The sequence below is a fragment of the Methanomicrobium sp. genome (assembly GCF_055145805.1).
Genome location: NZ_JBSREC010000050.1, coordinates 34,434 through 48,144, shown reverse-complemented (window position 1 = coordinate 48,144; position 13,711 = coordinate 34,434). Strand labels below are relative to the sequence as shown.

The window sequence follows — 13,711 nt, the reverse complement described above, 5'->3', positions numbered from 1 at the left end:
TAGGAGAAGACCGTCATAGGAGGAGTCGTAAAGGCCTCTTCTGTGATAGCCCTCGATATTGATCCTGTCGGCAGCCGCCTGTGCAGAAACTCCCTTTGGCAGGCAGAATTTTTCATAAATTTCCCCGTTTGAAAGGCTGCGTCCTGTCTGTGAAACCGAGTAGGAAAAAGAGCCGCAGGGTTCTGTGTCTGCGGGTGTTTTTGGTGACAGAACTTTTACGGCAGTCTCATAGAACTGGGAGGGAATCTCCTGTCTGCCGTCCGCCTCATTATGGCAGCTCAGATATACCGAGCGTTTTGCAGCACAGAGGGCTGATACAAAGTAAAACCTCTCCCATCTGATCTTCTCACGCCTCTTTTTCGGCCATATAGCCTGATCTTCAGACTCGTTTGTATAGGGCAGAAGGGAAGGGATATCAGGAATTTTTCCGTCTGTTAAACCCCCCATGAACACATAATCAAATTCCGCGTCCTGAAGTCCCCCGATTCCCATAATCTGAACAACGGAATCGTCTCTTTTCTGTGAAACACGAAGGTTTCCGACTGCGGATGAGAAAAACCTTGAAAATTCGTAGAAGGAGACCGGCTCTTCGCCTGAGATTTTTGATGTGTGGGATAGTCCTCCAAGAAGCGATAAAAGTCTTTTAAGATCAGTGTTGTCTCTGCTTTGTATCTCATCCCCGCAGTCTGAATCAATTATGGGCACATTCCATTTTTTTAAGAGGGTTAGAAGATTTGCAATATGGCCCTTGTATGTATCGTCTTTTTTAAGACTGTTAAGTTCGGATAATACCGGTGAGAGCGATTTTAGAACGGATTCGGCAGCATTTATCTCTTTTTTTATTGCTTTTCTTCTGTAATCGGGAGTGTCTGGAGATTCAAGGTGTCCTTTTTGCCTTTTGATATATTTTGCAATGTTTTTATTCCACGACAAAAAGCCGTCTTCAATCATTGCTTTTCCTGCAACCGAATCTGTTTGGGATGCACTGATTTTGGAATTAATGTATGGCGAGGATAAGAGTTCTGATACACTCTCTCTTGAGAAATTTTTGGATATTACTTCTGTAATCAGGATTACTGACATAACAACAGGGGAGCGTGAGAAGGGCAGTGTTGCAGATGAGGAGTACGGGATGTAAAAATCAGAAAAGATCTCATCAATTATCAGAGTGGCACCGGCAGGATCAGGGAATGCAACCGCAATCTTTGAAGGATGTGTCCCGTCCTTTAGAAGTGAAAGAATCTCCGTTGCAATTGCGGAAATTTCCGCCTTTATGCTCTTATAGCGTTTTGCATAAACCTGTGCCGGCAGATTTTCAGGCTCTTCTCCCGCGAATATGCCTGTATATGCAGATGAATATGCAGAATTCTCTATTGTCTCAGAACAGTCTTTTGAGAACCATTTTCCGTCATCTGAACAGATTCTCCTGTCACTGCAGTGAGGCTTGAAATATACAGCAGATTTTGCCCGGTCACCTGCGGACGTGATGAAATTTTTAAGAGATTGCGGGGGTTCATATATGCCTGAAAATATGAGGGATGAATCCGTGCAGAAATATTTTTCATCTTTTAAAAATTCTGCCGCAGCACTGTAGACTGCGCCGGGCACAACCAGTTTTTTAGATTCCAGAAGTATCCTGTAATCCTTTATAATCGCAAGAAGTGCCCTGTTTTTTTTGGAGTCATATTCTGAAAAGACCTTTTCATAGTCTGTTTCGCGTTCCATAAGGACTGAAATTAAGGTATAAATATCATTTATGAGACGTGAAGAGAACTCTTTTGAAGGTGAGATGTTCTCAATGTGTTTCATGTTGCTTTTAATTACAGTTATGAGGAGCATCTTTGCCTCCTCATCTGTTATAAGCCTGAAATTTTTGTTTCTGCCTGCAATACTTAATGCAAATTCTTTTGGGGTGGTAACAGCTTTTTTTACAACAGAAAGGCCGTCTTCTAAGAGCAGCTCCCTGACTGTATTTGCCAGTCTTTCTGTCGGCAGAAGAAGGTATGTACTGAGTGGTGCGACTTTGTATTCTGTTTTGAAAAGCTCAATGCTTCTTTTAAGGCCGCAGCCGGGCGGGGTGAGAATAAGTTTTTTTTCAGGCATGCTCACATGTAATTTTAGTGCAGGGATACTTATAAAACCGTACTTTGATTTTTCCTGCAGGTGTTAAATAAGCAGGATGTGGATTTTTTTAATAAAATAGGTTTTCTCTGGTTTTTTTCTAAAACCTTCAAAAGAGAATCTGGTATAAAAATGGTATAAAAAAAATCAGGATTATTTCCTGTCTTCATGCCACCAGTCAGGTAATTTATCCTGGATCAGATTTATCCCAGTATGCCTGCTAAAAAATTCATAAATGCTTCAAAAGGTCCTGGTGCAGGGGTTTCAGGGTTCTTTTCTGATTGTTCTGCTTCAGTTTTTGGCTGCTCTATTTCAGACTGTTTTACTTCATTCTCTGACTGTTCTATTTCAGGCTGAATATTTTCAGACTGGCCTTTTATCTGGAAGGTGCACCTATCAGAATAGTCGTCAATATCAGGCAGATTTAGAGCATTAATAAGCGCTTCTGCAGCATCAGCACCTCTTAGTGCGGAACTGCCCCGGATGATAAATAACGGATTAGAACTCCCGTCGGCAGACTGTACATAGACTGTATCTTTGTCAGAGCCCTGTTTTGTAATGATGTCGAGTTTGTCATTATACATTGGGTGCTGAACAACAACAAAATATTCTCCTTCATCCATATTTGCGGTTTCTTTTCCTTCGATTACATACTCAAACGAGGCGTCATCTTCAGGAGCAACTGTCACCATTGAAGCTGTTTTGGCACCGTTCCAGTAATCAAAACCAAGTACCCATATGCCGACTGAAGTCGGACTTCCTTCGGCAATCCCGGTAATTACCACATCTTCGCCTGATTTGATAACCGGTTCAGAGACTTTTGCCATAATAAAAGGCTTTTTTATCACAATTGATACGGTGTTATATTTACTGCCTGAAAGATCTGCTTTGCTTTTTGGTTCTGTAACGGCATATATAGTGTAAGTGCCGGGATCAAAATCGGTGGTCTGGGTATCCAGTGCGTACTTCCATGTGCCTCCTCCGGCCACCGTAGCGATAGCAAAAGTGTCCTCATCTCCGGTTACTGCAGCTTTATCAGGTTCACTAACCTTTTGACCGTTTGGGTCAAGGCTGGGTCCGGTGATAAACATGTACGTATAATCGGATTCGGTGTTATTCCCTGAGAACAGAATCTCTTCCCCTTTAAAATATGAACCGTCTCCCGATGATGTAATCGTAATCGGTTCAATCTCAACTTCATCCGACGGCACAGCGTTCGCTCCTGCCGGGGATATAATAAAAATAATCGCGGTAAATGCGATTAATACAAAGAGTAACTTAAAATTCATTTTAAATCCCTGACTTTTATATGAAATTTCAATATATTAAGGATTCTGTGAGAAAACTCGTTTTATACAAAAAATAAAAATCTATGTTCTCCTTTCACAAGGCACTCTTCAGCCTTACCTTATAATCAAAATTTCCCTGTCCTTCTACGGTGACTGATCGCACCGGAGAAAAACATATGAATTACAAAAATCTATAAAAAAATTTCTAAATTCGTTTATCATCCCAGATGTGAGAATATCCTCTTTTGTCCACACATTCCCCGTCTGCCCTGACACCAGGGGATGAAAAAACCCTCCCTATCTTAAATCCCGGGAGTCCTTCCTTTTCAAAAAGACTCTCCTGGCATGTGTATAAAAGTCCGAAGTCGCCTCCGCCATAGAGGGCTGTATCAAAATCGATTCCCTCGTGTAAGGGAATCAGTTCTCTTTCTATCTCAAATCCGCATTCGTTTAATTCGGATAAATCATAAAGCGAGATTGCAAGACCGTCTGAGATGTCCATCATTGACGTTATGCCTGACAGGCCGAGGATTTTTCCTTCCTCAACTTTTGGCTGAGGTTCGCAGAGGTCTTTGAAATAGCGGGGATCGCCGGAGAGTCCTTTCTGTGCATGCCCGAGGTTTCCGCAGACACAGATGATATCGCCGGGCGCCGCTCCCTTTCGTGAGACATAATTTTCAGTGTTAACAATTCCTATTCCGGTTGTCACAATTGTGAGCTCTGAATGCGAGTCCACATCGCCGCCTGAAAGTTTTGCCCCGTATTTATCACAGCATTCCTTTGCCCCTTTAATTATCTCTTCTATTCTCAGGGGTGAATCAATTCCTGCTGCAATGAGGACAGATACGGGCTGTGCTCCCGAGCCTGCAATATCAGAAAGAGTGACTGCGACAGACATCCATCCAATCTGCCGGTCAGTAATACCTTTCGGGAAATCGGTCTTCTCATGGAGCATATCGGTTGATGCAACCAAAAGCCGGTCGCCGGACTGGATTACCGCACAGTCATCCTCTGTGTTCTCCCCGCCGATTATTGCGGAAATCCTTCTTACAATCTCCCTGTCATCCACGTTTTCTGACCTCCAGTTCTCTCTCCCGCTTATACTCATTTACGACAGACTCTATCATCAGTGTTTTTGTCTCTTTTAAAAATTCTTCATGTTCTAAATTCCATTCTGATAATGCACATTCAAACTGTTCCCTGTTTATTGTCCCTGTTCTTCCCCTTAGCGCCACAGGGACTGACTTTGCCAAAATTATGGGGATATTTTCCTGCATGAATGCGTCATAGAGGTTTTCATCAAAACTGTCCGCAATAATGGCTCTTACACGTGATTCAGATATAAAAGATACAGCCGCGTTTCCCCAGCCCTCTGTTTTCCCGACAAAGATGATGTCATCTTCCGAGACACCGAAGTCATCGTCAAGTATTCTTAGTCCTTCTTTTGTAAAAGCAGAAAGAATTTTGACCGGAATATTTTCGCCGTCCATTGTAAGTTCGGCAAATCGCTTCAGCCTTGCAATCTTCCTGAAAAGCTGCCTGTTGTTCTTCTCCTCTTTTCTAAGCCGCTTTTTTACCGCTTTCATCCGGGATTCGAGATCTGTTATCTCCTGACTCTTTTTTCTGGCCTCTGACCTCTCGGTTCTCTCGGCCTTCAGCATTCTTTTGAGAGACTCTGTTTCATTTTCCTTCTCTTTTATCTCATTCTGAAGAGCTGTCACATGATTTCTGAGATCTTTTACCATTCCTTCAAGATGCGAAATTCTTACATCGGACTTTGTAAATTCTTCTCCGGCTTCTTCCTCTTCCTTTTCTTCTTTTTCGGGAATATCTGGTGAGATTCCCGATATTATCTGCTCTAAGGAAAGTCCGCTGATTATTCCTGCCCGTATCTGTTCAAGATCGTATCCTGGCGGAATCCGCTTCTCTATGCTTTTAAACCTGTTCTTGTAGAATTTATATGCCTCAAGAGCGGCGGACAGTGAGTCTCTTTCATGATCGTTTTTAAATTCAATTCCTGAGGATATGCACAGTGATGCTTTCTCTTCCTGTGTCCTGTCCTCTTTTGGTGTATATGCTACCGCCTTAAAGGCACGTCTGATCTTTTCGACCGATGCCGGCATATGCGATACATCGGATGCGATTACAACAGGTTTTCCAATCTCTGATATCTCCTCTGTCCAGTCAGAAAGAGACATCTGCCGCGAGCTTTTTAGTTTTATCAGATTTCCCTCAAGGTCAAGTGCGGCAATTCCGAATGTTGTGCCAGGATCGATTCCAACTATAATCGGGCTTTTCTTTGAAATCTGCGGCGTGTATCTGATTCTGTCAAGTTTTCTTGCAGTAACCCTTACCTGAAAGTCCGAATGTCTTCCTGACTGTATGGGTATCTCACCCCTGGCAGCGTAAACATGAAAATGAGCACGCTTGAGTCCTCCAAAACCTTTTGATTCGGATTTATCGTATTTAATCCCCTTTTCTCTGAGGATATCCTCTGTTTTTCTTGCCTTTGTCAGAACTGCGCCGTGGATCTTTCTGATATACCGATTCTGGCTCCATCCCCCCTTTCCTATGGAGCGGCTTCTTGAAACTGTGATATCACAGGTATTCTCAAAGGCGATAACCTCACAGCCTGCGCCGAGCTCTGCCACATGTGCGGTTGTTTTGGCTTCGGAAAAAGGATCAAAGCGGTCTGAAAGTTTTATGTTGTACCTGGCGGCAACCCGTTGGAGTGACTCCTGTTTTTCACCGCCTGTAACCTGAATGAGTCTTGTCCCCGCAGGGAGGGACTGCATAAAAAAAATAAGCTCCTGCTGGTCTGATGATATTTCACGGATGCTGTCAACAGCTATTATATCCGGTTTTTCTGATTCCAGCTCTCGTTTGAGCCGGAACAAAGAGACCTCTCCTGTACCGGTAATCTCTCCCCCTTCTCTTTTAACAAGGGCAAATACCGGTTTTCTGGTTCCTGATCTTACTGATCCTCTGATTATATCTATCCCGAATACCTTCAACCAACCACCATTTTAAATGCTTCATCCAATGTGCACGATATGCTGTATTTCCTTGAAAAATAGTTTACTATGTTATCAATATCGCGTTTTAAAATCTCAGTTGCATTCGGATGTGAGGTCTCTATCCACTGCGGCCAGTCTATTATCCACACCTCCTTTTCGTCAACCATCACGTTGAATTCCGAGAGATCATTGTGTATATAGCCGAGACTGTATGCGGTTTTCACATTCTCTAAAATTTTGTCAAAAACTTCCTGCGGATTTTCTAAAACTGCCTGATGCAGGTTTAATCCTGCTATAAAAGACATTGCAACCACATTGCGGTTGACTGCGACGGGAACGGGAACATTTACCCCGCCTTTTCTTAACTTTTTTAAGGCGTCAAATTCCTGTTTTGCCGAATATGTCGATGCAAAAATCCACGGGAAATGCTTCCATTCCGGCATGAAACTTCTGTTGAGGCGGACTGACTGAAAAGAGCGCTGGCCGATTCTGTGAATTTTTAAGACCAAAACCCCTGTTCCGAGCGCTTCATAAACTGCGGACTCTTTTCCTACCCCTATTAAGCATCCCAGAGCGGAGATTGTTCCTTTTTTTACAAGTGCGGATATTGCAAGTGCGTCATATCCGTTGAATACAAGCTGATAACCTTTGTAAGGGACAGAACTGCTCTTCACCATATCCTTTGCCATTAAGTGCCCGAGGCGGTATTCCGTCTCCTGAAGCGACAGTCCGCACGCTTTTTTTAAAACATCCTCAGGTACCCATGTGTACCTTTTCATCAACCGCTCAAGCGTGTTTAAAATGAGCATTTCATATTTATGGAGACTTTGAATATCTTCTGGAGAAACCGGCATAATCTGTAAACAATTTATCTGTTGGAGATGATATAACTGATTAGATTATACATATACTTTATTCCGGCAGGGTGTCTGCCGGAATTTAGTTTCGATGGCGGTTTTTGTTATGAAATGTTTCAAATGCAACAGGGATGCGGTGATTTTTCAGAAGTATTCGGGGATGCACCTGTGCGGGGAGCATTTCACTGTCGATTTTGAAAGTCGTGCAAAAAAAGCGATAAGAAAGCACAACTGGCTCTCACCGGGTGATAAAATAGCGGTTGCGATGAGCGGCGGGAAGGACAGCAGTGCGGTTTTGCATTTCCTTAAAAAGACGTTCGGGGAGAGAAGGGATATTGATATCCTTGCAGTCACAATTGACGAGGGGATAGAAGGATACCGTGATACATCTGTTGTATCAAAGATAGCGGAAAATTACGGTGTTAAATTTCACACAACCTCTTTTCAGGAGCATTTCGGAATAACGCTGGATGAGATTGTTAAAAAGAAGGGCGACAGAAATTCCTGTTCCTTCTGCGGTGTCCTGAGAAGGCAGGTCTTAAACAAATTTGCACGTGAGCTTGGTGCGACAAAGATTGCGATGGGCTTTAATCTTGATGATGAGGCCCAGTCTGTCATGATGAATGTGCTCAGGGGCGATACCGAAAAACTTCTCCGGAAACAGTCTCCTGCCGAAGGCATGATTCCCCGGATAAGGCCGTTTATCTATCTTCCTGAACGTGAGGTTGCACTTTATGCACATATGCATGTTGAGGGGTATGAGGAGAGGGGGTGTCCATACTCGCATAATGCACTGAGAGCTGATGTCAGGGAGCTTATAAACGATTACAACTATCGCCACCCGGCAACAAAATATGCACTTGTAAACCTTGGCGAAGACTTAAAATGTGGATTAAAAGAGGATAATACAAAAATCCGAAGATGTGAGGTGTGCGGCGAGCCTGTTTTTGGTGAATGCGGGACATGCAGGGTTTTAAAGGAGATTTTAGAATGAAAAAATCGCAGTTTTTCAGATATATGAGTAATTATCTCTTCAGGGACAGACTCAGTTTTTACATACAGCTCCTGTTAATCCAGGTGATAGTGTATACCATAATTTTATACTATTCCATACCATATCTGGAAGGAACCCGGCTTTCATGGCCGGAGTCTGTACTTTTTGTTCTCCAGACTATGACTACAGTCGGATATGACCTTTTAACCTTCTTCCCTGCGGAAAATCCTCTGACGATAATTTTGATTATCGTAATCATGTGTACGGGCGTTTTTACATTTTTAATGATTATTCCGGCGGTTTTAACACCCTACATTCAGGAAGTTTTCAGACCGTCACCGCCCTTAAGGATTCATGAGAAGATATCAGATCACGTGATTGTTGTGGGATTTAACGAGATCTCAAAGTCCCTAATTGACAGTCTTTTAGTATCTGATCTCAGGATTGTCCTTGTGGATGAGGATGAAAAAAAGAGCCTTGAGGCGATAGAGTACTACAAAAAACATAAAAAATCGGTTTTTGTCGTTTCCGGAATTTATGATGAAAATGAGACCTGGACCGGAGTCAACGTTGCGGATGCACATGATATCATAATCTGTGAGTGGGAGAAGAAGTCTGCAACAATTCTTCTTGGCATAAGAAGGAGGACAAAGGCGTCAATAACCGCAATCGTTGATGACCTTTCATATGACCGGTATCTGAAATATGCCGGTGCCGACCATGTAATCTCTCCAAAGGATTTCACCGGAAAGATAATTGCAAGGCATATCTCGCTTACTCCTGAAGTGGACATTCTCTTTCAGGCATCTGTAAGGGATGGTAAAAAGAGGGAGGCAAAATTTGAAAATCCCTTAAAATTTGTCTATTTAACAGTCCCCGGGGACTGCCCTGTAATAGGAAAAACGCTCAATGAACTTTCTCTCTTTGAAAATTATGGTGTTGATCCGGTATTTATAATGGATAAGGGTAATTTCCATATCGAGGGAGGGGGGGATATAAAAATTCAGCGTTCAACAACCCTCTTTTTACTTGGAAGGTCAGATCCCCTCTCCCGTTTTATGAATGAGGTTATGGTCAGCGGTGAGAGAACAGAAAAACTCGCCGTAATTACAGGATTCGGCGACCTTGGAAGGGTGGTCTATTCGGAGCTTAAAAAAGTGGGAATTCAGTCTTATGTGATTGATCCGGCATCTGATGAGCCGTTTGCAATAAAAGGCAATGCACAGGAGGAGTCTGTTTTAAAGGAGGCCCATATAGAAGAGGCCGAGGTCTGCATTGCGGCTGTAAACGATGATGAGGTGAACATATTCACAACTCTTCTGGCACGAAACCTAAATCCGTCAATTCATATTCTTGCAAGGGCAAACAAACCAAACTCTGTTGAAAAGCTCTACCGTGCCGGTGCAGACTATGTTGCTCTTCTCCCGACAACAAGCGGGCAGATGGCGGCAGGGATAGTTCTTCACAATATTGTATCTGTTCTTCTGGATATACCCGGAGACAGAAAGGTGATTATGAAGACGAGTATGCTGAAAAAAGATGTAACGATAGGGTGGTGTGAGTCTGCAACGGGAGCAAGGATAATCGCTGTTGAGGGAAGAGATAATACCGCAATAAGACCCGGGGCTGATCAGGTAATAAAGCCCGGCGATGATATAATCGCCTTTGGGGATATAAAATCGCTTAAAAAAATCATCGGAATTTTCTCGGGAGGAATAAGATAAATGAAGGAATTATGCACCGGATGTGAATGTGAAAAGATTGAGCAGATGATAAGGCACTCTGTCTGGTCATCAGGAAAAGAAAGAATTGTTATCGGTCTTTCAGGCGGTATTGACTCGGCTGTTGCGGCAGTACTCTGTGTCCGTGCAATTGGTGCGGAGAATGTTTACGGGTATCTTCTGCCGAGCGATGTCACACCAGAAAGTGATATGGAGGATGTTAAATTACTCTGCGAAAAATTCGGGATAAAAAACGAGACAGTTTCGATATCCGGAATATTAAACGAATTTGAAAACCTGCCCGGGTATTCGGAAAATCCCTATCTGAAGGGAAATCTGATGGCAAGAATCAGGATGACGACTCTCTATTACTATGCCAACCAGAGATCCGCCCTTGTCTGCGGGACTTCGAACAAGAGTGAGTATTTACTTGGTTACTGCACCAAGCACGGCGATGAGGCGGCAGATATCCAGCCGCTTTTGCACCTTTTCAAAAAAGACGTATATAAAATTGCAGAAGAGATTGGTATAATAGAGGAAATAATTAAAAAAGCACCTTCCGCCGGTCTTTATCCTGGTCAGAGCGATGAGAAGGAGCTCGGTTTTTCATATGACGAGATTGATGCGGCACTTTTAAGTCTTGAGAAAAACGGCTGGAAGCCGAAGAGTGATATCGAGGCAGAAATACTAAAAAAAGTGAATTCCTCTTCCCATAAGAGAAATTCCCCGCCGAATCTCTTAAAGGGCGAATATAAATAATTAATATTTCCCTGTTTTTTATGAGACAGTTGTTTCAAAAACCCTTTTTTTTAAAAAAAGCCGGGTTTTCTCTTTTCCAGAACAGATGGCCTGTTTAAAAAGTCCAAAAGACCGTCATCACCTATCATATCATAAATAGGCCTGTTGTGGCATATCCCCAGTTCCGGAATCTCATCCGGATTTTTCATTCTGATCTCGGGCAAATCTCCGTATTTCGGGTTTTTAACAAATTCCCCGCCTGAGAATTCATAGTATCCCGCTCCTCTCATCTCTGTATAGTATTCATATTCACTCTCAAAATCGTCTGATACAATATTTGCCATAACAAGCGTCTTATCAGAAGGATTGATAGTAACATGCCCGTACCCGGGAGGGATAAGAACAACATCGCCCTCTTTTGCTTTTAAGACGCATACATCCGAGAGATCAGTCTTCTGAAGCATAAAATCAGCTTCACCTGATAAAACCTGATAAAGTTCGGGGTAACCCTGTCCGCAGGGTGCATCGGGATGATAATGCCCTTTTGTCTTTACATATTCGCGGCCAAGAATGCACGGCGGGATAACCGTTATATCGTATCGTAATTTATTGTCAGATAACCATTTTGAGTCCTCTTCGTTCTTTGAGAGGTTTCTGTACATAAAATAAAGTGTTTTATCTGCAGTGATGCTTTGATCTGCAAGAACACACTGCATGTCCACAACCGTCCGCTCAGAAGGCTTTGGAAGCGGGCCGTCCCAGAAACTATCCATCATTAGTTTTTACGTCTTGACCATACAAAATACCCTGCCCCGATAATTGCAAAGACAAGGACTGTAAGAAGGACGGGGTTTGTGAATATGGCCATTCCGGATGTCTTTACAATCTCCACCTGTGTCTTCATTGAATCTGATATCTGGCTGTTGTCAAGTGAATCGCGGTAACGTATTTCAGTATCAATTCCGTATGATTTTATCGTCGCATCTGAGGAGACGGAGACCAGATATTTTCCTGTTGCAGTCTCTCCCGGTGCAATGTCGCCTAAGTATGACGTATCATCATTGCTTGTGAAGGGATCAACCGCACTGATACGTGCCTGTGCATTATATGCCGTTGTTTCACCTGTGTTTTTATAGATAATGACTACTTCTCCCTTCTGTCCGGGGTTAAGCTTTACTGGCTCTGATACAATCTTAAATTCAACCTTGCCGCCGACGTCAACACCGATTGTTTCGGAGTCGGATGATACAGAATCGCCGTCTTTATTCTTGTAGTCAACCGATACAAGGACAGGATAGTTCTTTGCCTCTCCGTTATCCGAGACCGCTGCCTTGAATTTAACAGTCTTCACATCACCCGGTGCAAACTCTCCGACATATACGCTTGAGTCAGTCGGAACAATTGCACTGCCATCAGCCTGGGTAAGCTTAACTACAGAGTTCTGCCCGGTTTCATGGCCTATATTTTTGACATCCATTGTGATGTAGCCCTCGGCGCCGACATTCATTGAGTCCACAGCAATGTCTGAAACTTCTATCTGAAGATCTGATTTTACCTTTACCTTAAGTGCGAGTGGCAGTTCGACATCCTTGTAGGTGTATTTGATTGAATCCTGACCAATCTGATCGGCATTGTAGAGATATTTGTATTTCAGTATCGTGATGAGATCATAGTCTCCGGGTGCGGCATATTTATCGACTTTTATGTTGAATGCAGCGTTCACCGAACTTCCTGCCACAACATCACCTATCATCTGGGGGTCTGTTTTGACTGTTAAGGGTGCCCCGTTTGCATCCAGAGACACAACGACAAGTTTTGCAGTGTCAGGATTATCATCACGGTCTACAATAGATGACTGGATAATCTTGAAGTTTTTTGTGCCTGTGTTCTGGACGATTACTGTAAGTGTTACATCCTGTCCCGGTTCATATTCATTTGTTCCTGATACCGCAACACTCATCTCAGGTTCTCCTGATAGGTATTTCTCTCCGGCTGCTGCGGGAAAAACCGTAAATGCTGTGCAAATCAGCAATATCATAGCAATATATGTAAATTTCATATTTTATCGTCTCATTTTTATAGGGTTGTAGGGGTGTTGTTATTTTTGTAACAACATTTATTTGAGCTGTGGATATATATTTGTATGCCGATGGAAGACAATTACCCTGAATCTGAAGGAAAAACTGAGTCATTGAAGTCTCTTGGACTTACAAAATATGAGGCGCTTGTATATATGGCTCTTTTGCAGGTGGAAGGCGCAACAGCAACCGAGATACATGAGATATCAGGAGTTCCCCGCGCATCGGTTTATTCTGTAATTGATAAATTAATTCATAAAAATATTGTCAATATATCCAATACAACGCCCAAAAGGTTTAGCTCAGTCCCGCCTGAGGAGGCTGTCAGGACTCTTTTAGGCTCGATAAAAAAAGATGCCGACACTGCTCTTGGCTATTTAAACAGACTTTATGAGGCCCGGCCAAAACGTTCCGAGATAAAACAGGAGTGCATCTGGAGCATATCCGGGCAGGAAAACATCATCTTAAAACTAAGGGAGGCGTTTTCATGCGCAGATGAGGAGATACTTTTCATAAGCAAATGGGATTTTATAAAAGACTCTCTTCTGGATATCCTTGATGATTTAACAGATAAAGTAAAAATGGAGATTATAACTGATGTATGGGATGGTAAAATGCCTCCCGGCGCTTCTGTTTTTATATTTGAGGAGTATTGCGGCTGCGATATGATGACGAACAACAGGGCATCGGGAGTTTATATAATCGATAAAAAAAAGGTTATTTTGATCATGGATTCAGAATCGGGGGAGGCAAATCCTCATGCACTTTATTCCGAGTCGTATGGTTTTGTGCATTTCTTTGTAACCTACTGGAATTTTTTAAGCAGACATCTGAAAAATTCGCATGGCGCTGAGATAAGAAAATCAAAATAATTTTTTCATCGCAATAACTTATTA

Annotated in this window: 11 protein-coding genes; 4 read left to right on the top strand and 7 right to left on the bottom strand. The window is 42.7% G+C overall.

What is annotated here, in order from left to right:
- The 5 genes from ACTB1O_RS04000 to ACTB1O_RS03980 all read right to left on the bottom strand — a co-directional run.
- Positions 1-2,103: PD-(D/E)XK nuclease family protein (locus ACTB1O_RS04000; protein ID WP_462993847.1), on the bottom strand; the 2,103-nt coding region annotated here is incomplete at its 3' end.
- A gap of 221 nt (positions 2,104-2,324) precedes the next feature.
- A complete protein-coding gene (locus ACTB1O_RS03995) occupies positions 2,325-3,410 on the bottom strand; it encodes a hypothetical protein (protein WP_462993846.1) in 1,086 nt (361 codons plus the stop codon).
- Positions 3,411-3,615: 205 nt separating this feature from the next.
- A complete protein-coding gene (gene thiL, locus ACTB1O_RS03990; protein WP_462993845.1) occupies positions 3,616-4,518 on the bottom strand; it encodes a thiamine-phosphate kinase in 903 nt (300 codons plus the stop codon).
- The gene (locus tag ACTB1O_RS03985) at positions 4,472-6,424 is read right to left on the bottom strand and encodes a DUF460 domain-containing protein (protein WP_462993844.1); all 1,953 of its coding nucleotides are present in this window, start codon (positions 6,422-6,424) and stop codon (positions 4,472-4,474) included. The genes thiL and ACTB1O_RS03985 overlap by 47 nt, the downstream gene beginning before the upstream one ends.
- Positions 6,421-7,281, bottom strand: a complete 861-nt coding sequence (locus ACTB1O_RS03980) for an RIO1 family regulatory kinase/ATPase domain-containing protein (protein ID WP_462993843.1) — start codon at positions 7,279-7,281, stop codon at positions 6,421-6,423. Before ACTB1O_RS03980 ends, ACTB1O_RS03985 begins: the two co-directional genes overlap by 4 nt.
- Before the next feature lie 109 nt (positions 7,282-7,390).
- Between ACTB1O_RS03980 and ACTB1O_RS03975 the strand changes: the two genes are divergently transcribed.
- From ACTB1O_RS03975 to ACTB1O_RS03965, 3 genes are read left to right on the top strand one after another with little or no spacing between them, the layout of a single operon-like run.
- Complete coding sequence (locus ACTB1O_RS03975; RefSeq protein ID WP_462993842.1) at positions 7,391-8,278, top strand: TIGR00269 family protein; 888 nt, start codon at positions 7,391-7,393, stop codon at positions 8,276-8,278.
- Positions 8,275-10,002 (top strand): potassium channel family protein, encoded by a 1,728-nt coding sequence (locus ACTB1O_RS03970; protein ID WP_462993841.1) that lies wholly within the window; start codon positions 8,275-8,277, stop codon positions 10,000-10,002. Before ACTB1O_RS03975 ends, ACTB1O_RS03970 begins: the two co-directional genes overlap by 4 nt.
- The gene (locus ACTB1O_RS03965) at positions 10,003-10,758 is read left to right on the top strand and encodes an NAD+ synthase (RefSeq protein WP_462993840.1); all 756 of its coding nucleotides are present in this window, start codon (positions 10,003-10,005) and stop codon (positions 10,756-10,758) included.
- Positions 10,759-10,808: 50 nt separating this feature from the next.
- On the opposite strand, the gene ACTB1O_RS03960 is transcribed toward ACTB1O_RS03965, so the two are convergent.
- Together ACTB1O_RS03960 and ACTB1O_RS03955 are read right to left on the bottom strand one after the other, a co-directional pair.
- Positions 10,809-11,513: a glucose-6-phosphate isomerase family protein gene (locus ACTB1O_RS03960; protein WP_462993839.1), complete on the bottom strand. Its 705-nt coding sequence runs from the start codon at positions 11,511-11,513 to the stop codon at positions 10,809-10,811.
- Positions 11,513-12,775, bottom strand: a complete 1,263-nt coding sequence (locus ACTB1O_RS03955) for a COG1361 S-layer family protein (RefSeq protein WP_462993838.1) — start codon at positions 12,773-12,775, stop codon at positions 11,513-11,515. The genes ACTB1O_RS03960 and ACTB1O_RS03955 overlap by 1 nt, the downstream gene beginning before the upstream one ends.
- Before the next feature lie 111 nt (positions 12,776-12,886).
- Here ACTB1O_RS03955 and ACTB1O_RS03950 point away from each other — a divergent pair, with 111 nt between their 5' ends.
- Positions 12,887-13,687 carry a TrmB family transcriptional regulator gene (locus ACTB1O_RS03950; protein WP_462993837.1) on the top strand — a complete coding sequence of 267 codons (801 nt, stop codon included), beginning with the start codon at positions 12,887-12,889 and terminating at the stop codon, positions 13,685-13,687.
- The last annotated feature ends 24 nt before the right edge of the window (positions 13,688-13,711 follow it).